Genomic DNA, 23,482 nt, shown 5'->3' with positions numbered 1-23,482 from the left:
CCGCATACAATCCCGCTTCCGCCATCTGCACCACAGGAAGCCAGCGCATGTCGACGCCCCAGCCGCAAGCCACGCCGGTCGATCCCTCCAGGCCCCGCCCGCCGCGCAAGGCGCCGTCGGCGGCCGGTCGCTACCTGTTCCTGTTCCTCCTGGGCCTGGTGCTCGGCATCATCGCGGTGGTGATGCTGCTGCGTGCCCTCGAAGGCCGGAAGACCTGGCAGGACCACTACCCCACCGCGGCGATGCACCTCATGTCGGCGCACTCCGCGCAGTTGCACCAGAAGCTCGAGGCCAACCGCTGCGCGGCCACCGACGTGCTGCCGCACCTGCAGGCGCTGCGCACCCTGGGCAACGACCTCGACCCGGCCTTCCCCGACCTGCGCGACAACACCCGCTTCGCCAGCCACACCGGCAGCTTCCGGGCGACGCTGGACAACGCGCTGGCATCGCCGCCGATGAACTGCGCCGGCCTCAAGAGCACGCTCGAAGCCATCGGCAGCGACTGCAAGGCCTGCCACACCGACTTCCGCGGCTGAGGCGAGGATGCTCCGCGCGCCGGCCGGGCACGTGCAGGATGAACGATGCCTGCACGTGTCCGCCCGCCGGCCGCGACAGCCGCCGCGATTGATTGGCCGTTCACGGCCGCCTGACTAACGTCGGCTGCGAGGCATCACCTCCAGGTGCCATGCAGGAGTCTCCCCCGATGAAGGCCAGACTGATCAGCGCCAGCGCGATCATCGCCGCAGCCACCCTGGTGGGCTGCGCAAGCACGTCCCCCGGATATTCCAGCGGCGGCTACGGCGCCGGCGGCTATGGCAGCTCCGCCCGCTGCGACACCTGCGGTGTGGTCACCCGCATCGACCACCGCGCACGCGCGTCCAATACGCCCAATGCCACCGGCGCCGTGCTCGGCGGCATCGTCGGCGCCGTGGCCGCGCGCGAGATCGCGGAACGCAACACCGACAGCGATGGCCGCACCAACACCGCCACCGTGGCGGGTGCGGTCGGCGGCGCGGTCGCCGGCAACGCCATCCATAACCGCGTGCAGGGACAGTCGGTGTACGACATCCACGTGCGGCTGGACAACGGCCGGATGACGGTGGTCACCCAGAACGACCTGGGCGGCATCCGCGAAGGCTCGTACGTCAACGTCGCCAACGGGCGCGCCTTCGTCCGCTGATCCCCAACGATCCACTCTCTCCCTTTGACGGCCCGCCACGCGGGCCGTCCTTCTTTGGCAGACTGCGCCCATGGACCTGCAGCCCCTCTACTACGCCATCGCGGTGATCCTGGTGCTGGTCGGCATCGCCGGCACCATCCTGCCGGCGCTGCCCGGCCTGCCGCTGGTGTTTGCCGGCATGCTGCTGGGCGCATGGGCCGGCGACTTCGCCTATATCGGCGTTCCCACGCTGGTGGTGCTGGGTGTCCTGACGGCGTTTTCGCTGGTGGTGGATTTCTGGGCCACGGCGCTGGGCGCAAAGCGGGTAGGCGCCAGCGGCAAGGCGGTCGCGGGCGCGGTCATCGGCACGTTGGTGGGCATCTTTTTCGGCCCCATCGGCCTGTTCGCGGGGCCATTCATCGGCGCCCTCGCGGGCGAACTGCTGCATGGGCGCGACGTCGGCCAGGCCACGCGGGTCGGCTTCGGCACCTGGCTCGGGGTGGTGTTCGGCACCGTCCTCAAGCTGGCGCTCGCGTTCACGATGGTGGGCCTGTTCGTGCTGGCCTGGGTGTTCTGATCCGCCGCGGCGATCGCCGGGCCGCGGCCGGGCGGGCGGGACGATACACTTCCCCGCCGACCCCTCCGGAACCCGACGCCATGGAACGACGCCACTCCGCACCCCTGCTGCTGGCCTGCGTGCTCCCGGTCACGGCCCTCGCGCAAACGCCCGCGGCCACAGCGCCCACGGCGCTCGAGGCCTGCGTCGCCATCGAAACCGCCGCCGAGCGCCTGGCCTGCTACGACACCGTTGCGAAGCGCGTGGCCCCGACCGCGCAGGAAGCCGACGCCGCCGCGGCAGCGGCGGCCGCGGCGGTGGCCACCGGCGCCCCGGAGCCGGCGGCCGACACCAGCAGCGACGTATTCCCGCATGACGCCGACCCGCGGCGCGCGCTCGCCAACGCCGGCCGCGGCTCGCTGCTCGACAGCCGCTGGGAGCTGGCCGCCGACTCCAAGCTGGGCACCTTCAACATGCGCGCGTACAAGCCGGTGTACCTGCTGCCGGCGTTCTGGAGCAGCGATCCGAACCGCCGCCCGACCTCGTCGCTCGACGGGCAGCCGCTGGAGATGGACGGCACCGACAGCATCGAGACCAAGTTCCAGATCAGCTTCAAGACCAAGGCGGTCGAGAACCTGTTCGGCGACAACGGCGACATCTGGATGGGCTACACCCAGAGCTCGCGCTGGCAGGTCTACAACGCCGACAACTCGCGGCCGTTCCGGGAAACCAACTACGAGCCGGAAGTGCTGCTGGTGTTCCGCAACAACTATTCGATCGGCGGCTGGAAAGGCCGCATGGCCGCGGTGGGCATCAACCACCAGTCCAACGGCCGCAGCGACCCGATGTCGCGCAGCTGGAACCGGATCATGTTCAACGTCGGCCTCGATCGCGAGGACTGGGCAGTGACCTTCCGGCCCTGGATCCGCATCAGCGACGGCAGTGACGATGACAATCCGGGCATCGAGGACTACATGGGCCGCGGCGACGTGACCGTCGTGCACACGCGCGGCGACCAGGTCTTCTCGCTGATGGCGCGGCACTCGCTGAGAAGCGGCGACCGCTCGCGCGGCGCGCTGCAGTTCGACTGGGGCTTCCCGATCAGCAGCCACCTGCACGGTCATCTGCAGCTCTTCAACGGCTACGGCGAGAGCATGCTCGACTACGACCACAAGGCCACCTACGTCGGCCTGGGCATCTCGGTGCTGGACTGGTTCTGAGCCGCGGCGCCACCGGCTTCACGCGCCGCTGAATGCGGCCGGCGCACAGTGCGGCTCCGGCGTCCGCCGCCGAGGAAGTCGATGAGCCTCAGAACCTGGAGCCGCAAACACATGGCCTGGACGATCGTCCTGACCGCCGCGATCACGGTGCTGGCCGTGGTGCTGGCGATGAACTTCTCCACGCCGGAGAAGAAGATCGAGCGCAGGATCGAGCACCGCCACGCGATCGCCGACCCGCAGTTCCGGCGCGAGATGTCGGTGCTGCTGGGGCCGGCCATTCTGCCGGGGAACCACGTCACCGACTACGAGAACGGCGACGAGATCTTCCCCGCCATGCTGGGCGCCATCGCCTCGGCGCAGAAGACCATCACCTTCGAGACCTACATCTACTGGTCCGGCGACATCGGCAGGAAGTTCGAGCTCGCGCTGTCCGAACGCGCGCGCGCCGGCGTCAAGGTGCACCTGCTGGTGGACTGGGTGGGCAGCATCAAGATGGACGAGGAGATGCTGCAGGCGATGCAGGACGCCGGCGTCGAGGTCGAACGCTACCGTCCGCTGCACTGGTACAACCTCGGCCGGATGAACAACCGCACGCACCGCAAGCTGCTGGTCATCGACGGCAAGGTCGGCTTCACCGGCGGCGTCGGCATCGCCGACCAGTGGACCGGGCATGCCCAGGATCCCGACCACTGGCGCGAGGCGCACTTCCGCATCGAGGGGCCGGCCGTGGCGCAGATGCAGTCGGCGTTCAACGACAACTGGATCAAGACCACCGGGGCCCTGCTCAACGGCCCGGACTATTTCCCGCCGCTCGAGCGCGTCGGCGACATGGACGCCCATCTCTTCATCGCCTCGCCCGCCGGCGGCAGCGAGAGCATGCACCTGATGTACCTGTCGGCAATCGCCGCGGCCGAGCACACGATCGACCTCACCGCGTCCTACTTCGTCCCGGACGAGCTGATCACGACCGCCCTGGTGGCGGCGCGCAAGCGCGGCGTTCGCGTGCGCGTGCTCCTGCCCGGCAAGCACATCGACTCGGAGACGGTGCGGCTGTCGTCCAAGGCCAGCTGGGGCGAACTGCTCGAGGCCGGCATCGAGATCCACGAATACCAGCCGACGATGCTGCACGTGAAGCTGCTGGTCGTGGACGGCGAGCTGGTGTCGCTGGGCTCCACCAACTTCGACATCCGCTCGTTCCGCCTCAACGACGAGGCCAGCCTCAATGTCTACGACCGCGGCTTCGCGGCGCGCATGACCGAAGTGTTCGAGCGCGACCTGCAACACGCGGTCCAGTACTCCCACGAGATGTGGGAGCGCAGACCGCTGCGCGAGAAGCTCGCCGAGAAGTTCGTCCGCCCCATCCGCTCCCAGCTGTAGCCGCGATTCTGCAGGAGCGGCTGCAGCCACCACGACCGCACCGCCCCACGCCTGTAGGAGCAGCTACAGCTGCGACCATACCGCCTCATGGCCCGTGGAGCGGCTATAGCCGCGATTGGCTCTGGGCTCGTCGCTGGTCGCGGCTGTAGCCGCTCCTACAGGCGTAGGGCGTCGGCGTGGGGCGTCAGGCGGTTGCGATCACCTGCAGCGGGATCTTGCCGATCCGCGACTGCCATTCGCGCGGTCCGGTCTCGTGCACGGACACGCCCGTCGAATCGACCGCCACCGTCACCGGCATGTCCTGCACCGTGAACTCGTAGATGGCCTCCATGCCGAGGTCCTCGAACGCGACCACCTTCGCGGCCTTGATCGCCTTCGACACCAGGTAGGCCGAGCCGCCCACCGCCATCAGGTAGGCCGAGCCGTGCTTGCGGATCGCCTCGATCGCCGCCGGCCCGCGCTCGGCCTTGCCGACCATGCCCAGCAGGCCGGTCTGCGACAGCACCTGTTCGGTGAACTTGTCCATGCGCGTGGCCGTGGTCGGGCCGGCCGGACCCACCACTTCGCCGGCCACCGGATCGACCGGGCCGACGTAGTAGATGAAGCGGCCGGCGAGGTCCACCGGCAGCGCCTCGCCCTTGTTCAGCATGTCCACCATGCGCTTGTGCGCGGCGTCGCGGCCGGTCAGCAGGCGGCCGTTGAGCAGCAGGGTCTCGCCCGGCTGCCAGGCCGCCACGTCCCCGCGGGTCACGGTGTCGAGGTCGACGCGGCGGCCCTTCGAGGCGTCGTACGTGATCTGCGGCCAGTCCTCAAGCGACGGAGGATCCAGCATCACCGGGCCGCTGCCGTCCAGCGTGAAGTGCGCATGGCGGGTGGCGGCGCAGTTGGGGATCATCGCCACCGGCAGGTTCGCCGCGTGCGTCGGATAGTCCTTGATCTTGATGTCGAGCACGGTCGTCAGGCCGCCCAGGCCCTGGGCGCCGATGCCCAGCGCGTTGACGCCGTCGAAGATCTCCAGGCGCATCTCCTCCAGGCGGTTGGACGGGCCGCGCGCCTTGAGGTCGACGATGTCGATCGGCTCCATCAGCGCTTCCTTGGCTAGCAGCATCGCCTTCTCGGCGGTGCCGCCGATGCCGATGCCGAGCATGCCCGGCGGGCACCAGCCGGCGCCCATGGTCGGCACGGTCTTCAGCACCCAGTCGACGATCGAGTCCGACGGGTTGAGCATGGCGAACTTCGACTTCGCCTCCGAGCCGCCGCCCTTGGCGGCCACGATCACGTCGACCTTGCCGCCCGGCACCACCTTGAAGTTGACGATGGCCGGGGTGTTGTCGCCGGTGTTGCGGCGCTTGCCGGCCGGATCGGCCAGCACCGAGGCGCGCAGTTTGTTTTCGGGCAGGTTGTAGGCGCGGCGCACGCCCTCGTTGACCATGTCCTCGACGCCCATGGTGGCGTCGGGCCAGGTCACATCCATGCCGATCTCGAGGAAGACGGTGACAATGCCGGTGTCCTGGCAGATCGGGCGGTGGCCCTCGGCGCACATGCGCGAGTTGATCAGGATCTGCGCCATCGCGTCCTTCGCCGCCGGCGACTCCTCGCGCTCGTACGCCGCCGCCAGGTTCCGGATGTAGTCCACCGGGTGGTAGTAGCTGATGTACTGGAGGGCGTCGGCGACGGACTGGATGAAGTCTTCCTGGCGGATCTCGGTCACGGCTGGCTCGCGATGGCGGGGTTTGCCGGCCATTTTAAGCCGGCGCGCGCGCGCGGCTTGAACCCTTCGCCGCGACGGTGCATCCGACTGGGTATGCTCGATGCCGCCATGACCGACAGCCCGCAAGCCCCGGCCGCCGACGCCGGGGACGGCGACCATGCCCTGGCGCTGGCCGCCGCCGGTGGCGATACGGACGCCTTCGAAGCGCTGTACCGCCGCCACAGCGCGCGCGTCCACGGTGTCGTGCTGCGCCTGGCCGGCTGGCAGCGCGCCCGGGCAGAAGACCTGGTGCAGGAGGCCTTCCTGCGCGCCTGGCAGGCCCTGCCCGGCTGGCGCGGCGAGGCCGCCTTCGGCACGTGGCTGCACCGGCTGGCGGTGAACGTCGCGCTGATGGACCTGCGCGCGCGCCGTGTCCGGCCGGCCCTGGAAGGCGACGACGACGACGCGCTCGACGCCTTGGCGGCCCCGGAGCCCTCCGGACATGCCGCCGCCCTGGCCATCGACCTCGAGCGCGCCGTCGCCACCCTGCCGCCCCGCGCCCGCGCGGTGCTGGTGCTGCACGACATCGAAGGCTGGACCCACGGCGAGATCGGCGCGGCCCTCGACATGGCCACCGGCAGTTCCAAATCCCAGCTGCACCGCGCGCGCGGGCTGCTCCGCGCGCGCCTAGCCTAGGAGACACGCCATGAACACTGGTCCGGACCGGTCCGACGACCATCCCGCTCCCCTGCCCGGCGCGCTCGCGTCCGGACTGCGCGCGCTGCGGGTCGACGCCCCGCCGCGCAGCGACCTGTGGCCGGCGATCGCCGCCCGGCTGGAGCCGCGCGGCACCGCGACCGTCGCACCCACGGCCGTGCCGCCGCCCCCGCGCGCGTCGCGTCACGCCGGCCGGTGCCTTGGTTCGCAGCGGCGCAACGCCGGCTATGCCGCGGCCGCCGCCGTGGTGCTGGCCGCCGGCATCGGCTGGCAGCTGTGGCCGGCAGCGGACGCGCCCGGGGCGTTGCCGCCGGTTCCCGGATCGACCGTCGGCACCGGCGCGGCGGCCGATGCCGACGCCCCGCTGCTACGCGCCGCCGATGCGCTGGCGCGCGAGTACCAGGGCGCGCTGCGCGAGGTCGACGCCGGTGCCGCGAACCCGCTGGCCGGCGCGGCCCCTGTCGCGACCGCCTTCGGCCTCGACGCCGAGCTCGAACGCAGCGCAACCGAAGTCCGCGCCGCTCTCGCCCGTGATCCCGACGCGCTGCACCTGTTCCATCGGCTGCAGCGCATCTACGCCCACCGCCTGGCGCTCAGCCTGCGCCAGGCCTGACCAAGGAGCCTTCCCATGTCCCGATCCTTTTCCGGCCTCGCCCTCGCGGGCCTCGTCCTCGGCGGCCTTGCCCTGCCCGCCTTCGCGGCCACCCCCATCAACGAGACCCGCCCGCTGGATGCCCGCGGCGAGATCGAAGTGTCCAACCTCAAGGGCAGCATCGAAGTGCGCACCTGGGACCGCAACGAGGTTCGCATCACCGGCAGCCTGGGCGAGGGCGTCGAGCGCCTCGAGATCGACGGCAGCGGACGCAAGCTGGCAGTGCGCGTGCGCTACCCGCGCAACAGCCACAACACCGAGGAGACCGTCCTGGTGCTCGAAGTCCCGCGCCAGGCCAGCCTCGACGTCGATTCGGTCGCGGCCAGCGTCGACGTGCAGGGCATCGCCGGCGAGGAGCTCGACATCGACAGCGTCAGCGGCACGGTGGTGGCCGTGGGGGCGCCGCGCAAGGCCGGGATCGAGAGCGTGAGCGGCGACCTGAGGCTCAACCTAAACAGCCGCGACGTCGAGGTCGACAGCGTGAGCGGCAAGGTCTCGCTGCGCGGCCGCATCGCCGGCGCGGTGGAGGTGGAAACGGTGTCGGGCAACATCGACGTGGACACCCGCGGCGAACGCCCGTCGCGGCTGGAGCTGAGCACGGTGTCGGGCGACGCCAGCGTGCGCAGCGGCATCGCCGACGCCGGCCGCTTCAGCTTTGAATCGGTCAGCGGCGACCTCCGCCTGTCGCTTCCGGCCAACGCCTCGGCGCGGGTCGAGGCCTCGACCTTCAGCGGCGACATCGACGCCCCCGGCGCCAACGTGGTGCGCAAGCGCTACGGGCCGGGTGCAAGCCTCGAGCACCGCTACGGCAACGGCGATGCGTCGATCGCGATCGAGACGTTCTCGGGCGACGTGCGCCTGGCCCTGGAGTAATCGTCCGCACGGTCGGCGGGAGCAGGTCCCGCCGACCGCGACGGCGGCCGCTGCCCGCGACGCCCGGCCGGGGCGGCCAGGTGGCCTGCCGCCTCACTCGCACGCTCAGGCCGCCCGCGGCATGATGCGTCGATGTCGACCCCAGCCCCCGGCGCCGCCGCCCGCACCGCCCCCTCCCCCGATCCGCAGGCCGGACGCCCCTCGTTCCGCGAGCGCGTCAACGCCCTGCGCAACCTGCCGCCCTTCCTGCGCGAGATCTGGCGCACCAGCCGGCCGCTGACCCTCGCCACCATGACGCTGCGCCTGCTGCGGGCGCTGCTGCCGGTGGCGATGCTCTACCTGGGCAAGCTGATCATCGACGAGGCCATCGGCCTGGTGGGGGCCGGCGCCATCGGCGGCGGCATCGCCGAGGCCTGGCGCAGCGGCGTCCTCGACCACCTGGCCCTGCTGCTGGCCGCCGAGTTCGGGCTGGCGATCCTGTCCGACCTGCTCGGCCGCCTGGTGTCCTACTGCGACCAGGTGCTGTCGGAGATGTTCACCAACGCCGCCAGCGTGCGCCTGATGGAGCACGCGGCCACGCTCGACCTCGAGGACTTCGAGGACCCCGAGCTGCAGGACCGGCTGGACCGCGCGCGGCGGCAGACCATGGGCCGCATGAGCCTGATGGGCCAGCTGTTCGGCCAGGTGCAGGACATCGTCACCATCATCAGCTTCGCCGCCGGCCTCCTGGTCTACGCGCCCTGGCTGATCCTGCTGCTGGCGGTGGCCCTGATCCCGGCGTTCATCGGCGAATCGCACTTCAACGCGCTGAACTATTCGCTCAACTTCCAGTGGACGGCCGAGCGCCGGCAGCTGGAATACCTGCGCCAGACCGGCGCCAGCGTCGACACCGCCAAGGAAGTGAAGATCTTCGGGCTGCACCGCTTCCTGGTGGAGCGCTTCCGCACGCTGTCGCAGGCCTTCCTGGTGGCCAACCGCCGGCTGGCGCGGCGGCGCGCGTTCTGGGGCACGCTGCTGGCCGCGCTGGGCACGCTGGGCTACTACGTGGCCTATGCCTACATCGCCTGGCGCACGGTGCGCGGCGACTTCACCATCGGCGACCTCACCTTCCTCGCCGGCAGCTTCCGGCGCCTGCGCCAGCTGCTGGAGGGCCTGCTGGTGGGCTTCTCGCAGGTGGCCGGCCAGGCCATGTACCTCGACGACCTGTACTCCTTCTTCGAGATCCAGCCGGAAATCGTCTCGAAGCCAGGCGCCTCCCCCATCCCGCGCCCGATCACCGCCGGCTTCGTGTTCGAGAACGTCGGCTTCCGCTATCCCGACGCCGCCCGCTGGGCGCTGCGCCACGTCGACCTCGAGCTGCGCGCGGGCGAGGTGCTGGCGCTGGTGGGCGAGAACGGCGCCGGCAAGACCACCCTGGTGAAGCTGCTGGCGCGCCTGTACGACCCCGACGAGGGCCGGATCCTGCTGGACGGCCGCGACCTGCGCGACTACGACCTCGACGACCTGCGCGCCAACATCGGCGTGATCTTCCAGGACTTCGTGCGCTTCCACATGACCGCGGCCGAGAACATCGGCGTCGGCCAGATCGACGCCATGGGCGACCGCGGCCGGATCGAGGCCGCCGCCCGCCGCGCCATGGCCGACGAGGTCGTCGCCGGCCTGCCGCTGGGCTACGACCAGATCATCGGGCGCCGCTTCAAGACCGGCGTCGACCTGTCCGGCGGCCAGTGGCAGAAGATCGCCATCGCCCGCGCCTACATGCGCGACGCGCAGGTGATGATCCTTGACGAACCCACCGCCGCGCTCGATGCCCGCAGCGAATACGAAGTGTTCCAGCGCTTCCGCGAGCTTTCCGACAACCGCACCGCGATCCTCATCTCGCACCGGTTCTCGAGCGTGCGCATGGCCGACCGCATCCTGGTGATGGCCGACGGCCGGATCGAGGCCAGCGGCACCCACGACGCACTGATGGCCGCAGGCGGCCGCTACGCCGAGCTGTTCGAGCTCCAGGCCGCCGGATACCGCTGAGCCCGCCCCTCCCTCCTGCCCGCCCCCGCCCTGTAGGAGCAGCTACAGCTGCGACCCGTATCGCTGTCGCCAGATCGGGGTCGCAGCTGTAGCTGCTCCTACAGGGGGGAGGCTGGGGCGGCGTACAATGGGCGGGTTTCCTCCCCTTCAGATGGTCCCGCATGTCCTCCGCGTTTGGCACCGAGACGGTGCTGGACGTCCGTCACTGGACGGACGACTACTTCAGCTTCACCACCACCCGCGACGACGGCTTCCGCTTCGACAACGGCCAGTTCGTGATGATCGGCCTGCCGGTCGAGCAGCCCGGCGGCGGCATGAAGCCGCTGATGCGCGCGTACTCGATCGCCAGCGCGAAGTGGGAAGAGCAGCTCGAGTTCTTCAGCATCAAGGTGCCCGATGGCCCGCTGACGTCCCGCCTGCAGCACATCAGGCCCGGCGACGAGGTCCTGATCGGCCGCAAGCCCACCGGCACCCTGCTGATCAGCGACCTGCACCCGGGCCGCAACCTGTACCTCCTGGGCACCGGCACCGGCCTGGCGCCGTGGATGTCGGTGATCAAGGACCCGGAAACCTACGAGCGCTTCGAGCGCGTGGTGCTCTGCCACGGCGTGCGCCACGAGGCCGACCTCTGCTACCGCGACTACATCGTCAACGAGCTGCCGCAGCACGAGCTGCTGGGCGACATCCTGCGCGAGCGGCTGGTCTACTACCCTGCGGTGACCCGCGAGGACTTCGTCTTCGACGGGCGCCCCCGGCGCGGTCGCCTGACCGACATGATGGCAACCGGCCAGATGATGTCCGACCTCGGCCTGGACGCGCTGGATCCGGCGAAGGACCGGGCGATGATCTGCGGCAGCCCGGGCATGCTGGCCGATTTCCGCGCCCTGCTCGACGGCCGCGGCTTCAAGCCCTCGATGCGCATCGGTGCCATCGGCGACTACGTGTTCGAGCGCGCCTTCGTCGAGAAGTGACCCGGCAAGCGCCATGCCCGGACGCCTGCCACCGCGTAGAATCCCGCACATCACGCACGAACCGAGGAAACCCCGCATGAAGATCCTGGTCGCCGTCGACGGCAGCGATATCAGCGTCCGCGCCGCGAAGCACGCCAATGCGCTTGCGAAGAGCCTGGCCAAGCCCGCGAAGATCTTCCTGGTTGCCGTGGACGCCGCTCCCTTCCCGGGCGTGGTCAGCAAGATCGGGAAGGACGCGATGGACAGGATCCACGCCGAAAACCACGAGCGCATGCTGGCCCCCGCACGCAAGGCGCTGGCCCGCAGCAAGGCCGACGTGCGCGAGCTGGCCGTGGTCGGCGAACCGGCCGAGGCCATCCTCGCCGCCGGCGGCAGCAACAGGGTCGACATCGTGGTGATGGGCTCCCACGGCCGCGGCTCGGTCAAGGGCATCCTGCTGGGCTCGGTGTCGAGCAAGGTGATCGCCCAGACGGACATCCCGGTCACGATCGTCCGCTGACCACTGCGGGAGCGGCGGCACCGTGCCATTCGTCACGGGAGCCGCCGCGGCCGCCCGGGGTACCCTAGGGGACTCAGTCCCGCAAGGAATTCCCTGATGAAGCATCCGCTGTCCCTCGCCCTGGCCGTCGCCCTCGCCGGCGCCGCCATGTCGCCCGCCTTCGCCCAGACCAGCAGCGCGGAGTCCGCCATGTCCGCCAGCGCCGAGGCCCTCAAGGGCAATCCCTTCGCCGCGAAGAGCACGCTGCCGCTGCAGTACCCGCACTTCGACCGCATCAAGGACGAGCACTTCGCCCCGGCCTTCGACGCCGGCATGGCCGAGCAGCTGGCCGAGGTCCGCGCGATCGCCGACAACCCCGAAGCGCCGACGTTCGAGAACACCATCCTCGCCCTGGAAACCAACGGCGAGACCCTGGGCCGCGCGATGCGCGTGTTCTTCAACCTGGTCGGCACCGACACCAACGACACCCGCAAGAAGCTGCAGGCCGACTATTCGGCGAAGTTCGCCGCCCACCGCGACGCGATCGCGCTGGATCCGAAGCTGTTCGCGCGCATCAAGACGCTGTACGACGGCCGCGCCGGCCTGGGCCTGGACGCCGAGGGCGTGCGCCTGGTCGAGGAGTACTACAAGGACCTGGTCCGCGCCGGCGCCGCGCTCGACGAGGGCCAGAAGGCGCGCCTGAAGGAGATCAACTCCGAGCTGGCGACGCTGGGCACGACCTTCAGCCAGAACGTGCTGGCCGAGGTCAACGACTCCGCCGTGGTGGTCGACACCGCCGCCGAGCTCGAGGGCCTGAGCCCCGAGCAGATCCAGACCGCCGCCAACGCGGCCAAGGCCCGCGGCCACGAGGGCAAGTACGTCATCACCCTGCTCAACACCACCGGCCAGCCGCCGCTGTCGCAGCTCGCCAACCGCGAACTGCGCGAGCGCATCCACAAGGCCTCGGTGGTCCGCGGCGCGCGCGGCAACCAGTGGGACAACACCGCGCTGGTGTCGCGCGTGCTCGAGCTGCGCGCCGAGCGCGCGAAGATGCTGGGCTTCGACACCTACGCCGACTACGTGCTCGACGGCGAAACCGCCAAGACCACCGAAGCCGTGAACGCCATGCTCGGCCAGCTGGCCCCGGCCGCCGTCGCCAACGCCCGCCGCGAGGCCGGCAAGCTGCAGGCCATGATCGACGCCGAGCAGAAGGCCAAGGGCGAGCCGACCTTCCAGCTCCAACCCTGGGACTGGGCCTACTACACCGAGAAGGTGCGCAAGGCCGAATACGACTTCGACGAGTCGCAGCTCAAGCCCTACCTGGAAATGAAGAACGTGCTGGAGAACGGCGTGTTCTTCGCCGCCACCCAGCTCTACGGCATCACCTTCAAGCCGCGCACCGACCTGCCGAAGTACCACGAGGACACCTGGGTCTACGAGGTTTCCAACGCCGACGGCAGCCAGCTCGCCTTCTTCATCTTCGATCCCTACGCGCGCGACTCCAAGCGCGGTGGCGCCTGGATGAGCTCCTACGTCTCGCAGTCGGAGCTGGAAGGCACGAAGCCGGTGGTGGCCAACCACCAGAACATCCCCAAGCCCGAGGCCGGCAAGCCGACGCTGCTGACCTGGGACGAGGTCACCACGATGTTCCACGAGTTCGGGCATGCGCTGCACGGCATGTTCTCGGACGTGAAGTACCCCTACTTCTCCGGCACCAGCGTGCCGCGCGACTTCGTCGAGTTCCCCTCGCAGGTCAACGAGATGTGGGCCGACTGGCCGTCGATCCTGGCCAACTACGCCAAGCACCACGAGACCGGCGAGCCGATGCCGCAGGCGCTGCTGGACAAGGTGGTCGCCACCGCCAAGTTCAACCAGGGCTTCGCCACCACCGAGTACCTGGGCGCGGCCATGCTCGACCAGTACCTGCACCAGCTGCCGGCCGACCGGCTGCCGAAGGCCGGCGACATCCTCGACACCGAGGCCGCCGCGCTCAAGGCCGCCGGCCTGGACTTCGCCGCGGTGTCGCCGCGCTACCGCACCACCTACTTCAGCCACATCATGGGCGGCTACGCGGCCGGCTACTACGCCTACATCTGGTCCGAGGTGCTGGACGCCAACACCGTGGCCTGGATCGAGGAGAACGGCGGCCTGACCCGCGCCAACGGCGACCGCTTCCGCGCCACGCTGCTGTCGCAGGGCGGCAGCAAGGACGCGCTGCAGCTGTTCAAGGACTTCTCGGGCAAGGATCCGGACATCCGCCCGCTGCTGGTCAAGCGCGGCCTGGACGGCGCGGTCGAGGACGGCGCCCCGCCGGCCGAAGCCACCCGGCAGGACTGACGCCACACCACTTCCCCCGCTCCGGCGGGGGAAGTTCTTTCCGCCCGCGCCCTCCTCCTGTAGGAGCAGCTACAGCTGCGACCGGCCTGTCGGCAACAACCGGTCGCAGCTGTAGCTGCTCCTACAGGGGGCGGGGGGCGGGGAGCGGGAAGGCTCGATCAGATCGTCAGCGACCGGGTTGCCGGCGTCAGCGCGGCGCGACGATGCCGCCGGGAACGCCCTCCGGCGACAGCAGGATCTGCCAGAGCTGGATCCGCCGCGTCCTGAAGCTCGCCATGGAGCCGGCGAGGTAGTACCGCCACATGCGCCGGAAGCGTTCGTCGTAGCGCGCGGGCAGCCGCTCCCAGGCGGCCTCGATATTGTCGCGCCAGGCCTGCAGCGTGAGGTCGTAGTCGGCGCCGAAGTTGTGCCAGTCCTCGATCACGAACAGTCCCTCTGCGGCCTCCGCCACCTGCCGCGCCGAGGGCAGCATCGAGTTCGGGAAGATGTGCCGGGCGATCCAGGGATCGGTGCGCCGGCGCGAGACGTTGCCACCGATGCTGTGCAGCAGGAACAGTCCGTCCGGCAGCAGCAGCGAGCGCACCAGCTTGAAATAGCCGCGATAGTTGCGCACGCCGACGTGCTCGAACATGCCGATCGACACCACCCGGTCGAAGCGTTCGCCGCGCAGCTCGCGGTAGTCCTGCAGCCGGACCTCCACGGGCAGCCCCTTGCACAGCGCGCTGGCAAGGGCCTGCTGCTCGCGCGAGATGGTCACGCCCACGCCCTCGATGCCGTAGCGCTCGGCGGCGAACTTCAGCATCTCGCCCCAGCCGCAGCCGATGTCGAGCAGGCGCATGCCGGGGCGCAGGCCGAGCTTGCGGCAGGCCAGGTCGAGCTTGGCCTCCTGGGCGGCGTCGAGCGAGGCCGCGCGCCGGCCGTCGCGGTCGTGCCAGTAGCCGCAGCTGTACACCAGCCGGCGGCCCAGCATGGCCTGGTAGAGGTCGTTGCCGAGGTCGTAGTGGCGCTCGCCGACCGCGAAGGCGCGATGCCCCAGCTGCAGGTTCCACAGCCGCGCGGCCACTGCGTCGCGCAGGTCGGCGGCGCCGCGCACGCGGCGGTCGACGCGCGCGGCCAGCAGGCGCGCCAGCAGCCCGTCCAGCGAGCGCGCATCCCACCAGCCGTCCATGTAGGCGTCGCCCAGCGCGAGCGAGCCGCCGGCCAGCAGCCTGGCATCGTGGACCTGCATGTCCCAGGGCCTGTCGCCGTCGACCCGCACGTCGGCCGCCGCCAGCAGGCCATGGACGCGATCCCTGAGCGGATGCATCGCGCGCTCCCGAAGGGCCCGCTGCGGATCCTAGCCCCGGCGGCGGGCCCAGGGCCAGCCGCGGGCGCGTCGCTCAGCCGGCGGCGAAGAGGTCGCGGTACTCCGGGGCGAGGTGCGGCAGGAGCACGGACGCCGGCACTTCCACCGTCTGCATGCCGTCCGAGTACGGGCCGACCTGGTAGGGCGGGAACACGAAGCGCAGGGCGCGCAGGCGCCCGCCGTCGCCCGGCACCGGTTCGAACTGCGCGAAGTTGCCGGGTTCGGGGGTGGTGCCGTCATCGATCATCCGGCTGCCGCTGCCCATGAGCTTCGCGCGGTCGGCCGGCTCCACGGCGTCGGCGTCCAGGCGCTGCGACAGCGCCGCATGCAGGGCGTCGCGCACGAAGGCCGAGATCTCGTCCCAGCCGCCCTGGTCGGCGATCAGCGCCTCGGCGCGCAGCATCTCGTCGCGCTGTGGCAGCCACACGAAGCGCGCGACCAGCGGATTGCCGTGGGCTCCGCCGGTGTACAGCGTGCCCCAGGCCTGCACGGCCACCACGGTGGGCGTGTCCATCAGCACTTCGTAGGCAAGGGTCAGGTCGTAGGGAACGCCTGCGCTGCCGGCGGCGGGGTCGTGCGCCTCGACGGCCTCCATCAGGTCGCCGCGCGCGGCATCGGCGTAGCGCTTGAGCTCCGCGGCGAGCCCGGGGTAGCGCTCCATGCCCGGCGGATAGCTGATCCCGAGGATGTAGCGCGGGTCGCTCTCCATCACGTCCTCGAGCCGGACCGGGCCCGCTGTCGCGGTCGCGGCGTCCTGCGCCGCCTGCGGCGTCGACGGACTGCCGTCGGCGGCGGCGCCCGGAACTTCCGCTTCGCGGCGACAGCCTGCCAGCGCGAACGCCAGCAGCAGCGCCAGCGCGACGACCCTGTGTGTGCGATGCATCCCGTATCCCCCGTGCCAGTCAGCTGTGTGAAAAGGCTAGCCCGCGGTGCGTGATGCCCGCGATCACACACCTTCGCGCACACGAAAAAGCCCCGGGCGTCGCCGCCCGGGGCCTGGTCTTTCGCGAAGTCGCGAGGCCTTAGATGGCCTGCACTTCGTCAGCCTGCAGGCCCTTCTGGCCCTGCACGACCTTGAACGAGACCTTCTGGCCTTCCTGCAGCGACTTGAAGCCGGTGCCCTGGATGGAACGGAAGTGCACGAACAGGTCCTGGCCGCTCTCGGGGGTGATGAAGCCGAAGCCCTTGGCGTCGTTGAACCACTTGACGGTGCCGGTCTGACGATCGGACATGGTGTTACTCCTTGGAACAGTTTTTGGATTGGCACGGTCCGCGATGCGGATCCGAGACTGCGAAGCAAGGGGTAACACAGGAACGATGGAGCGGATCGTCAGGACCCGGCCGTTGACCGGCCTTGAAACCTTGGATCTACCGCACCGGAGCCACGATGTACCGTGATCCCGCTTTGAACAGTGGACGCACCATACCGCACTTTCGATTGCAAATGTGAATGCCGGATGCCGGCCGTCGGCGCGCCGGCCACCACAGTCACCGCTACCAGGTCTCGCGGCTGGGGACCAGCGCCGCCAGCTCGGCGTCGCTGAGGTTCCGCCAGCGTCCCGGCTTCAGGTGCCCGATCCGGACCGGCCCGATCCGCACCCGCACCAGGCGCTTCACCCGGTAGCCGAAGTGCGCGGCCATGAGGCGGATCTGCCGGTTCAGGCCCTGCACCAGGGTCACCCGGAAGCCGTAGCGGCCGAGCTTGCCGGTCCGGCACGGCAGGGTGACCTGGCCATGCACCGGCACCCCGCGCGCCATGCCGCGCAGGAACTCGTCGGTCACCGGGTTGTTCACCCCCACCAGGTACTCCTTTTCCAGCTTGTTCTCCGCCCGCAGGACGGCGTTGACGATGTCGCCGTTGCTGGTGAGCAGGATCAGGCCTTCGGAATCCTTGTCCAGGCGGCCGATCGGGAAGATCCGCTCCTGGTGGCCGACGAAGTCGACGATGTTGCCGGCCACCCCGGCTTCGGTGGTGCAGGTGATCCCCACCGGCTTGTAGAGGGCGATGTAGACGTGGCGCCGCTTGCCCGGCGCCGTGCTGCGGGCGCGCAGCGGCTGGCCGTCGACCAGCACCTGGTCGCCCTCGCCCACTTCGGCACCCACGCGCGCGCGGATCCCGTTGACGGTGACCCGGCCCTCGCCGATCAGCCGGTCGGCCTCGCGGCGCGAGCACGCCCCGGTCTCGCTGATGTGCTTGTTCAGGCGGATCGACACGGGGCGGCCTTGCGGAAAAGGGGCGCAAGTCTGCCAGATCGCGGGCGCTCGCGCCCGCGGCGCCGGTCAGCGCACCAGGTCGGCGTACTCCGGGTGGCGGCCCACCCAGGCGGCGGCGTAGTCACACAGGGCACGCACCTTCCAGCCCTCGGCCCGGGCGTGGTGGAAGGCCGCTTCCACCAGCTTGCCGGCGATTCCGCGGCCGCCGATGGCCGCGGGCACGCGCGTGTGGGTGATGTGCATGATGCCGTCGGCCATCTCGTAATCGAGGTTGGCGACGTGTCCGTCGACCTCGGTGACGAAGCGGCCCGGGATGCCGTGGTGGGTGATGTCGATGGCGGACATGGCCGGATCCTATTCGGTGTCGCCGCGATGGTCGCGCTTGCCCTGATTGTAGCGGTCGCGCGTCGAGCTGCTGCCATGGATCGAGGCCATCCGCGACTCGCCGGCATGGAGCTCCCGGGCTTTGCTGGCGGCCTGTGGCGACTGGTATCCGGGCTGGGGAGCGTGGTCGACGACGGGATCGAGCGACTGCCAGGGCTGCGGGCTGCGGGCGCGTGCCTGCTTTTCCTCGAGCAGGTGACGGGTGTTCTCCAGGGCGCGCTCCGGGGACACGCGCCGCGCCGCCTTGCGGGTGGCGGGCTTCTTGCCCGCGGGCTTCCGTGCCACGGCCTTCCTCGCGGTGGCCCCCGTGTCGGCGGCCCGGTTCGGCGTGGCCCTCACCACCGCCTTTTTCGCAACGGCCTTCCTCGCTACTGCTTTCTTCACTACCGCTTTCTTCGCAGCAGCCTTCTTCGTGACGGCCTTCTTCGTGACAGTCTTCTTCGCGGCAGCCTTCTTCGTGACGGCCTTCTTCGCAGCAACCTTCTTCACGACGGCTTTCTGCGCCGCCTTCGTTGTCGTCTTCCTGGCGGACTTGGCGGCGGCCTGCTTCACCGGCGCCTCCCGGCGCGCATCGCTGAAGCGCTGCAGCAGTTCGACCAGCAGGGCTTCCTTGCGGGCGGTGCGTGCGGCGATGCCGTCGTCGCGGCCGTCGCCACGCTTGCGGGCCGCCAGGCGCTGGCGCTTGAGCAGGTCGCGGGCGCGGTCGCGCGCCGCCCGCGTCCGCTCGACCCGGCTGGCCAGGGCCGCGCGGTCGAAGCCTCGGAGGGCATTGGCGCGGCTGTCGTCGAACAGCCGCATCTCGGACTTGTTGAGCAGCGCGCTCGCCTGGGCTCGGGTAAACGCCATGGGCAACCTCCATCGGGTGGGATGGCAAGAGGCTTAACACGCGGAAGATTCAGGCCCGGTGAGCGGGCCCGTCCGCGTCACAGCCCGCCGGAAGCGATCCGGGTGTGACCGGCAGCGTCACCCCGCCGCGGCCGCGGCGCCGCGCGAGAGCGATTGGCACGCTTGATGCGTCGCCCCCGAAGACGCACAACAGGGGAGTTCCCGCCATGCACGCCACCCTCGATACCAGCGCCGAGCACGAAGCCGTCACCCGCCTGTTCGACCTTGCCCGTGCCGGCGCCGTCGACAACGTCGAGTTCAACCAGCTGGACTCGCTGGTCTACTCCCGCCTGCTCGAGGCCTACGACTGCGACCAGTCCGGCACCGGCGGCGGCGAGTCGATTTCCTGACTCAGAACGACGGCGACGCCAGCCGCGCGAGGAAGACCTCGACCACCCGCGGCTCCATCATCACCGTGAACAGCACGCCGTAGCCCGCGCCCCAGAGGTGGGCGCTGTGGTTGACGTTGTCGCCCCCGCGCCGGTCCATCCAGATCGAATAGCCGATGTAGAGCACGGCATAGACGATCGCCGGCACCGGGATGAAGAACACGAAGATCAGCGTCCACGGCTGCACCAGGATGAACGCGAACAGCACCGCCGACACCGCGCCCGAGGCGCCCAGGCTGCGGTAGGACGGATCGCGCCGGTGCCGCAGGTATGTCGGCAGGATCGCGACCAGGATCGCCGAGAGATAGAACAGCGCGAAGCCGAACGCCCCGATGTAGGGCGTGAACAGCGCTTCGACGTGGCGCCCGAAGAAATACAGGGTGATCATGTTGAACAGCAGGTGCTGCCAGTCGGCGTGCACGAAGCCGTGGGTGACCAGGCGGTCGTACTGGTGCTGCCGCTCGACCGCCGGCGGCCACAGCAGCAGCCGCTCCAGCAGGCGCCGGTTGCCGAAGGCCTGCCACGACACCAGCACCGTCACCGCGAGGATCGCCAGGGTCACCATCCCCTCGCCCATCAGCCCGCTCCCGCCACGCGATAGTGGTCCTGCATCGGATAGCGCCGCGCGTACGCCGCGAACGCCGCCGCCGCCAGGAAGGCGAAGCCGGCGAAGAAGAACATCAGGAACGCGTTCTCGCTGAGCCCCGTGTTGGCAATGGCCGCGGTCACCGCGTCGTTGCGCAGGCCGGCGTTGGTGAGCAGCACCCAGAGGCTGCCGAAGGTGCTGGTGAGGTACCAGAAGGCCATGATCACGCCCTTCATCGCCATCGGCGCCTGGCTGTAGGCGAACTCGAGCGCGGTTGCCGACACCAGCACCTCGCCGAAGGTCAGCAGCAGGTAGGGCAGCGCCTGCCAGGTGATCGAGACCTGATCGCCGCCATCGATCCACAGCTGCAGCACGCCGGCCACGATCCAGGAGACGCCGGAGATCGCGATGCCCCAGCCCATGCGCCGCAGCGCCGTGACCTGGAAGCCCATGCGCCGCAGCGCCGGGTACAGCACCAGGTTGTTGAAGGGGATGAGCAGCATCACCAGCAGCGGATTGAGCGCCTGCATCTGCGCCGCGTCCTGGATGAGCCAGCTCGGCCACCACCAGGCGCCATGCGGGATCACCATCTCGCGCCCCTGGATGATCCAGGTGGACGCCTTCTGGTCGAACAGCGACCAGAACGGCGTCACCAGCGCGAACACGATCAGGATGCGCAGCACCGCACGCACGCCGTCGACGGCGGCGTCGGGATGCGCGCCGCGCGCGCGGTCGAGCTGCAGCGAGGCGCCGATGCCGCCGCCGGCGATGATCACGCCCAGCGCAAGGCAGGCGGTGATGACGAAGCCGAAGGATTCCGGCCACCACGTGGGCCAGCCCGCCATCGCATGCCCCGCCCAGCCAAGCAGCATGGCTGGCGCCAGCACCAGCGCGCCGCGGGCCACGATGCCGCCCGTGTTGCCACCGCCCGCGCGCCAGGCCAGCGCGCTGCGCACCACCTTCATGAAGCCGTGCGGGTCGTTCGCGGACGGCGGCACGTTGACGTACTGCCTGCGCCCCAGCCAGAACACGAAGGTCGCGATGAACATCAGCACGCCGGGGATGCCGAACGCGACCGCCGGGCCATAGTGGCGCAGGAACAGCGGCGCCAGCAGCGATGCGAAGAACGAACCGAAGTTGATGATCCAGTAGAACGCGTCGAAGACCAGCTTGGCCTTGTCCTTGTTGGTCTGGTCGAACTGGTCGCCGCAGAAGCTCACCACCAGCGGCTTGATGCCGCCCGAGCCCAGCGCGATCAGGAACAGCCCGGTGTAGAAGCCGCTGGCGTTGTTCTCGAACAGCGCCAGGCAGGCGTGGCCGGCGCAGTACACCAGCGAGAACCACAGCACGGTGTTGTACTTGCCGAAGTAGCGGTCCGACAGCCAGCCGCCCAGCAGCGGGAAGAAGTACACGCCGATGACGAAGCTGTGGAAGATGTCCTTGGCGGCGCCTTCGCGGTCCGGGCCGGCGGGCAGGTAGCCGAGCAGCACCGAGCTGATGAGGAACGGCACCAGGATGTTGCGCATCCCGTAGAAGCTGAAGCGCTCGCAGGCCTCGTTGCCGATGATGTAGCGGATCTGGCGCGGCATCCTGCCGGAGTCGGTGGCAACCTGGGCTGTGCTCATGCGATACGGGGGCTTTTCGGGGCGGAAGCGTGAAGGCTAGCGCATCGGGACCCGCGGCGCTTTGGCCGAAAGGTCATGGAGGGGCATCATGGAAGGCTCCGCCCGACCGGATCCCCGATGCCATGACCCGACCCGCCAGCAACGCCCTGCGGCTCCTGTTCACCGCCCTGCTCGCCGCCGGCTCCACGGCCGCGATCCTGCCGGCCGCGGCGGCCGGCATGCAGGAGCCCGCGGCGACGTCCGCCGCCGCGACGCCGCTGAGCACCCTGTCCGAACGTTCGGGCTTCGTCCGCACCGGCCGCTACCCGGAAGTCGTCGCCCTGTGCGAGGCTTTCGCCACCCGCTATCCGGACGCGGTGCGCTGCTTCGACTTCGGCACCTCGCCCGAAGGCCGGCCGATGAAGGCGATGGCGGTGTCGCGCAGCGGTGCGCTGACGGCGGAGACGGCGCGCGAACGCGGCCTGCCGGTGGTGCTGATGCAGGGCGGCATCCACGCCGGCGAAATCGACGGCAAGGACGCCGGCTTCCTCGCCCTGCGCCAGGTGCTGGAGGGCGAGGCGGCCCCGGATGCCCTCGACGCGCTGGTGTGGCTGTTCGTGCCGGTATTCAACGTCGACGGCCACGAGCGCTTCGGCGCCTGGAACCGGCCAAACCAGCGCGGCCCGGAGGAGATGGGCTGGCGCACGACCGCGCGCAACCACAACCTCAACCGCGACTACCTCAAGGCCGACTCGCCCGAGATGCAGGCGATGCTGGCCCTGGCCGAGGCCTGGGATCCGATCGTCTACGTCGACCTGCACGCGACCAACGGCGCGCAGTTCGAGCACGACATCTCGGTCCAGATCGAGCCCCTGCACTCCGGCGACGCCGCCCTGGCCCGCGCCGGCCTGGCGCTGCGCGACGGCCTGCTGGCCGGGCTGGAAGCGCAGGGTTCGCTGCCGCTGCCCTTCTACCCCTCGTTCGAAGTCCATGACGACCCGTCCTCGGGCATCGTCGACGGCGTTTCGCCGCCGCGCTTCTCGCACGGCTATTTCCCGCTGCGCAACCGCTTCGGGATCCTGGTCGAGACGCATTCGTGGAAGGAATACCCGGTGCGGGTGCGCATCACCCGCAACCTGGTGGTCGGGATGCTGGAACAGGCTGCGCGCCACGGCCGCGACTGGCTGACGATCGCCGCCGAAGCCGACGCCCGCGCCGCGGCGCTTGCCGGCCAGCCGGTGGCGCTGGACTACGCGGCCACGGAACGCACGCGCATCGTCGATTTCCGCGGCTATGCCTGGACGCGCACGCCCTCCGACATCTCCGGTGCACCGGCCACCCGCTACGACGAATCCACCCCGCAGGTCTGGAAGATGCCGCTGCGCGACGAGATCGTGCCCGGAACCGTGGTCGAGGCGCCGCGTGGCGGCTACATCGTGCCCGCCGCGTATGCCGGGCCGGTGGCGGAGAAGCTCGACCAGCACGGCATCGGCTACACGCGCATCGGCTGCAGCGACATGCACAGCTTCCGGCTCTGCGGATTCAATGCACCGGAGCCCAGCGACGTGGAGGTGTTCCGCGCCGATTCGGCGGACTTCGCAGCACAGTCGATGGAGGGTCGCCAGCGCCTGGCGGTCAAGGGCGGCTGGACCCGGGAGCGCCGCGTCGTCCGCGACGGCGCCCTGTTCGTGCCCATCGCCCAGCCGAAGGCGCGGCTGGTGATGGCCCTGCTCGAGCCGCAGGCGCCGGACTCGCTGCTGCAGTGGGGCTGGTTCAACAACGCCTTCGAGCGCAAGGAATACATGGAGGCCTACGTCGCCGAGGACGTCGCGCGCGACATGCTGCGCGATCCGGAAGTGCGCGCGGCCTTCGATCGCAGGCTGGCCGAAGATCCGGAGTTCGCCGCCAGCCCGGCCGCGCGCCTGGAGTGGTTCCACCGCCGGCACTCCAGCTGGGACGAGCGCCTCGGCCTCTATCCGGTCTTCCGCACCGCCACCGTGCCGCGCTGAGCGGCCGG

23 protein-coding genes are annotated in these 23,482 nt (G+C 70.1%); 14 read left to right on the top strand and 9 right to left on the bottom strand.

From position 1 onward, the window contains the following. Window positions 1-47 precede the first annotated feature (47 nt). From IE168_RS01695 to IE168_RS01675, 5 genes are all read left to right on the top strand, one after another. Window positions 48-536 (top strand): hypothetical protein, encoded by a 489-nt coding sequence (locus IE168_RS01695; RefSeq protein ID WP_189494461.1) that lies wholly within the window; start codon window positions 48-50, stop codon window positions 534-536. Window positions 537-703: 167 nt separating this feature from the next. Next, complete coding sequence (locus IE168_RS01690) at window positions 704-1,180, top strand: glycine zipper 2TM domain-containing protein (RefSeq protein ID WP_189494459.1); 477 nt, start codon at window positions 704-706, stop codon at window positions 1,178-1,180. 70 nt (window positions 1,181-1,250) lie between these two features. Beyond that, window positions 1,251-1,736 (top strand): DUF456 domain-containing protein, encoded by a 486-nt coding sequence (locus tag IE168_RS01685; protein ID WP_189494457.1) that lies wholly within the window; start codon window positions 1,251-1,253, stop codon window positions 1,734-1,736. Between the two features lie 80 nt (window positions 1,737-1,816). Then, window positions 1,817-2,935 carry a phospholipase A gene (locus IE168_RS01680; RefSeq protein ID WP_189494455.1) on the top strand — a complete coding sequence of 373 codons (1,119 nt, stop codon included), beginning with the start codon at window positions 1,817-1,819 and terminating at the stop codon, window positions 2,933-2,935. Window positions 2,936-3,046: 111 nt separating this feature from the next. Continuing rightward, window positions 3,047-4,312 carry a phospholipase D-like domain-containing protein gene (locus IE168_RS01675; RefSeq protein ID WP_189494551.1) on the top strand — a complete coding sequence of 422 codons (1,266 nt, stop codon included), beginning with the start codon at window positions 3,047-3,049 and terminating at the stop codon, window positions 4,310-4,312. A gap of 184 nt (window positions 4,313-4,496) precedes the next feature. Here the strand turns inward: IE168_RS01675 and IE168_RS01670 are convergent, their stop codons facing one another. Continuing rightward, window positions 4,497-6,023 (bottom strand): fumarate hydratase, encoded by a 1,527-nt coding sequence (locus tag IE168_RS01670; protein ID WP_189494453.1) that lies wholly within the window; start codon window positions 6,021-6,023, stop codon window positions 4,497-4,499. 93 nt (window positions 6,024-6,116) lie between these two features. Between IE168_RS01670 and IE168_RS01665 the strand changes: the two genes are divergently transcribed. From IE168_RS01665 to IE168_RS01635, 7 genes are all read left to right on the top strand, one after another. Then, complete coding sequence (locus IE168_RS01665) at window positions 6,117-6,698, top strand: RNA polymerase sigma factor (protein WP_189494451.1); 582 nt, start codon at window positions 6,117-6,119, stop codon at window positions 6,696-6,698. Between the two features lie 10 nt (window positions 6,699-6,708). Continuing rightward, window positions 6,709-7,332 carry a hypothetical protein gene (locus tag IE168_RS01660; RefSeq protein WP_189494449.1) on the top strand — a complete coding sequence of 208 codons (624 nt, stop codon included), beginning with the start codon at window positions 6,709-6,711 and terminating at the stop codon, window positions 7,330-7,332. A 15-nt stretch (window positions 7,333-7,347) separates the two neighbouring features. After that, the gene (locus tag IE168_RS01655; RefSeq protein WP_189494447.1) at window positions 7,348-8,244 is read left to right on the top strand and encodes a DUF4097 family beta strand repeat-containing protein; all 897 of its coding nucleotides are present in this window, start codon (window positions 7,348-7,350) and stop codon (window positions 8,242-8,244) included. 132 nt (window positions 8,245-8,376) lie between these two features. Further along, window positions 8,377-10,272, top strand: a complete 1,896-nt coding sequence (locus IE168_RS01650) for an ABC transporter ATP-binding protein (RefSeq protein ID WP_189494445.1) — start codon at window positions 8,377-8,379, stop codon at window positions 10,270-10,272. Between the two features lie 161 nt (window positions 10,273-10,433). Further along, a complete protein-coding gene (locus IE168_RS01645) occupies window positions 10,434-11,243 on the top strand; it encodes a ferredoxin--NADP reductase (protein WP_189494443.1) in 810 nt (269 codons plus the stop codon). Window positions 11,244-11,319: 76 nt separating this feature from the next. Then, window positions 11,320-11,742, top strand: a complete 423-nt coding sequence (locus tag IE168_RS01640; RefSeq protein ID WP_189494441.1) for a universal stress protein — start codon at window positions 11,320-11,322, stop codon at window positions 11,740-11,742. Between the two features lie 96 nt (window positions 11,743-11,838). After that, the gene (locus IE168_RS01635) at window positions 11,839-14,058 is read left to right on the top strand and encodes a M3 family metallopeptidase (RefSeq protein ID WP_189494439.1); all 2,220 of its coding nucleotides are present in this window, start codon (window positions 11,839-11,841) and stop codon (window positions 14,056-14,058) included. A gap of 187 nt (window positions 14,059-14,245) precedes the next feature. Here the strand turns inward: IE168_RS01635 and cfa are convergent, their stop codons facing one another. From cfa to IE168_RS14785, 6 genes are all read right to left on the bottom strand, one after another. Then, window positions 14,246-15,364, bottom strand: coding sequence for a cyclopropane fatty acyl phospholipid synthase (cfa, locus tag IE168_RS01630; RefSeq protein WP_189494437.1), 1,119 nt, complete (start codon window positions 15,362-15,364; stop codon window positions 14,246-14,248). Window positions 15,365-15,437: 73 nt separating this feature from the next. Further along, the gene (locus IE168_RS01625) at window positions 15,438-16,286 is read right to left on the bottom strand and encodes a DUF3298 and DUF4163 domain-containing protein (RefSeq protein WP_189494435.1); all 849 of its coding nucleotides are present in this window, start codon (window positions 16,284-16,286) and stop codon (window positions 15,438-15,440) included. Between the two features lie 139 nt (window positions 16,287-16,425). Next, on the bottom strand, window positions 16,426-16,635 hold the full coding sequence (locus tag IE168_RS01620; protein WP_132999490.1) for a cold-shock protein: 210 nt from the start codon (window positions 16,633-16,635) through the stop codon (window positions 16,426-16,428). Between the two features lie 262 nt (window positions 16,636-16,897). Further along, window positions 16,898-17,617, bottom strand: coding sequence for a pseudouridine synthase (locus tag IE168_RS01615; RefSeq protein ID WP_189494432.1), 720 nt, complete (start codon window positions 17,615-17,617; stop codon window positions 16,898-16,900). Window positions 17,618-17,683: 66 nt separating this feature from the next. After that, window positions 17,684-17,962, bottom strand: coding sequence for a GNAT family N-acetyltransferase (locus IE168_RS01610; protein ID WP_189494430.1), 279 nt, complete (start codon window positions 17,960-17,962; stop codon window positions 17,684-17,686). Between the two features lie 9 nt (window positions 17,963-17,971). After that, window positions 17,972-18,847, bottom strand: a complete 876-nt coding sequence (locus IE168_RS14785) for a hypothetical protein (RefSeq protein WP_189494429.1) — start codon at window positions 18,845-18,847, stop codon at window positions 17,972-17,974. A 206-nt stretch (window positions 18,848-19,053) separates the two neighbouring features. Between IE168_RS14785 and IE168_RS01600 the strand changes: the two genes are divergently transcribed. Further along, the gene (locus IE168_RS01600) at window positions 19,054-19,236 is read left to right on the top strand and encodes a hypothetical protein (RefSeq protein WP_189494427.1); all 183 of its coding nucleotides are present in this window, start codon (window positions 19,054-19,056) and stop codon (window positions 19,234-19,236) included. A 1-nt stretch (window position 19,237) separates the two neighbouring features. On the opposite strand, the gene IE168_RS01595 is transcribed toward IE168_RS01600, so the two are convergent. Both IE168_RS01595 and IE168_RS01590 read right to left on the bottom strand, forming a co-directional pair. After that, complete coding sequence (locus tag IE168_RS01595) at window positions 19,238-19,840, bottom strand: rhomboid family intramembrane serine protease (RefSeq protein WP_189494550.1); 603 nt, start codon at window positions 19,838-19,840, stop codon at window positions 19,238-19,240. Between the two features lie 11 nt (window positions 19,841-19,851). Then, on the bottom strand, window positions 19,852-21,486 hold the full coding sequence (locus IE168_RS01590; protein WP_189494425.1) for a POT-type proton-dependent oligopeptide transporter: 1,635 nt from the start codon (window positions 21,484-21,486) through the stop codon (window positions 19,852-19,854). A gap of 218 nt (window positions 21,487-21,704) precedes the next feature. Between IE168_RS01590 and IE168_RS01585 the strand changes: the two genes are divergently transcribed. Then, window positions 21,705-23,474, top strand: coding sequence for a M14 family zinc carboxypeptidase (locus tag IE168_RS01585; RefSeq protein ID WP_229822997.1), 1,770 nt, complete (start codon window positions 21,705-21,707; stop codon window positions 23,472-23,474). The last annotated feature ends 8 nt before the right edge of the window (window positions 23,475-23,482 follow it).

Source organism: Luteimonas padinae (genome assembly GCF_014652935.1).
Taxonomy (GTDB): domain Bacteria; phylum Pseudomonadota; class Gammaproteobacteria; order Xanthomonadales; family Xanthomonadaceae; genus Luteimonas; species Luteimonas padinae.
This window is presented reverse-complemented; position numbering and strand designations above follow the sequence as displayed.

What these genes read in the sequence shown, in the direction of transcription:
- IE168_RS01695 (WP_189494461.1), top strand. Translation starts at nt 48, where the DNA reads ATGTCGACGCCCCAGCCGCAAGCCACGCCGGTCGATCCCTCCAGGCCC.
- IE168_RS01690 (WP_189494459.1), top strand. Translation starts at nt 704, where the DNA reads ATGAAGGCCAGACTGATCAGCGCCAGCGCGATCATCGCCGCAGCCACC.
- IE168_RS01685 (WP_189494457.1), top strand. Translation starts at nt 1,251, where the DNA reads ATGGACCTGCAGCCCCTCTACTACGCCATCGCGGTGATCCTGGTGCTG.
- IE168_RS01680 (WP_189494455.1), top strand. Translation starts at nt 1,817, where the DNA reads ATGGAACGACGCCACTCCGCACCCCTGCTGCTGGCCTGCGTGCTCCCG.
- IE168_RS01675 (WP_189494551.1), top strand. Translation starts at nt 3,047, where the DNA reads ATGGCCTGGACGATCGTCCTGACCGCCGCGATCACGGTGCTGGCCGTG.
- IE168_RS01665 (WP_189494451.1), top strand. Translation starts at nt 6,117, where the DNA reads ATGCTCGATGCCGCCATGACCGACAGCCCGCAAGCCCCGGCCGCCGAC.
- IE168_RS01660 (WP_189494449.1), top strand. Translation starts at nt 6,709, where the DNA reads ATGAACACTGGTCCGGACCGGTCCGACGACCATCCCGCTCCCCTGCCC.
- IE168_RS01655 (WP_189494447.1), top strand. Translation starts at nt 7,348, where the DNA reads ATGTCCCGATCCTTTTCCGGCCTCGCCCTCGCGGGCCTCGTCCTCGGC.
- IE168_RS01650 (WP_189494445.1), top strand. Translation starts at nt 8,377, where the DNA reads ATGTCGACCCCAGCCCCCGGCGCCGCCGCCCGCACCGCCCCCTCCCCC.
- IE168_RS01645 (WP_189494443.1), top strand. Translation starts at nt 10,434, where the DNA reads ATGTCCTCCGCGTTTGGCACCGAGACGGTGCTGGACGTCCGTCACTGG.
- IE168_RS01640 (WP_189494441.1), top strand. Translation starts at nt 11,320, where the DNA reads ATGAAGATCCTGGTCGCCGTCGACGGCAGCGATATCAGCGTCCGCGCC.
- IE168_RS01635 (WP_189494439.1), top strand. Translation starts at nt 11,839, where the DNA reads ATGAAGCATCCGCTGTCCCTCGCCCTGGCCGTCGCCCTCGCCGGCGCC.
- cfa (WP_189494437.1), bottom strand. Translation starts at nt 15,364, where the DNA reads ATGCATCCGCTCAGGGATCGCGTCCATGGCCTGCTGGCGGCGGCCGAC.
- IE168_RS01625 (WP_189494435.1), bottom strand. Translation starts at nt 16,286, where the DNA reads ATGCATCGCACACACAGGGTCGTCGCGCTGGCGCTGCTGCTGGCGTTC.
- IE168_RS01620 (WP_132999490.1), bottom strand. Translation starts at nt 16,635, where the DNA reads ATGTCCGATCGTCAGACCGGCACCGTCAAGTGGTTCAACGACGCCAAG.
- IE168_RS01610 (WP_189494430.1), bottom strand. Translation starts at nt 17,962, where the DNA reads ATGTCCGCCATCGACATCACCCACCACGGCATCCCGGGCCGCTTCGTC.
- IE168_RS14785 (WP_189494429.1), bottom strand. Translation starts at nt 18,847, where the DNA reads ATGGCGTTTACCCGAGCCCAGGCGAGCGCGCTGCTCAACAAGTCCGAG.
- IE168_RS01600 (WP_189494427.1), top strand. Translation starts at nt 19,054, where the DNA reads ATGCACGCCACCCTCGATACCAGCGCCGAGCACGAAGCCGTCACCCGC.
- IE168_RS01595 (WP_189494550.1), bottom strand. Translation starts at nt 19,840, where the DNA reads ATGGTGACCCTGGCGATCCTCGCGGTGACGGTGCTGGTGTCGTGGCAG.
- IE168_RS01590 (WP_189494425.1), bottom strand. Translation starts at nt 21,486, where the DNA reads ATGAGCACAGCCCAGGTTGCCACCGACTCCGGCAGGATGCCGCGCCAG.
- IE168_RS01585 (WP_229822997.1), top strand. Translation starts at nt 21,705, where the DNA reads ATGCAGGAGCCCGCGGCGACGTCCGCCGCCGCGACGCCGCTGAGCACC.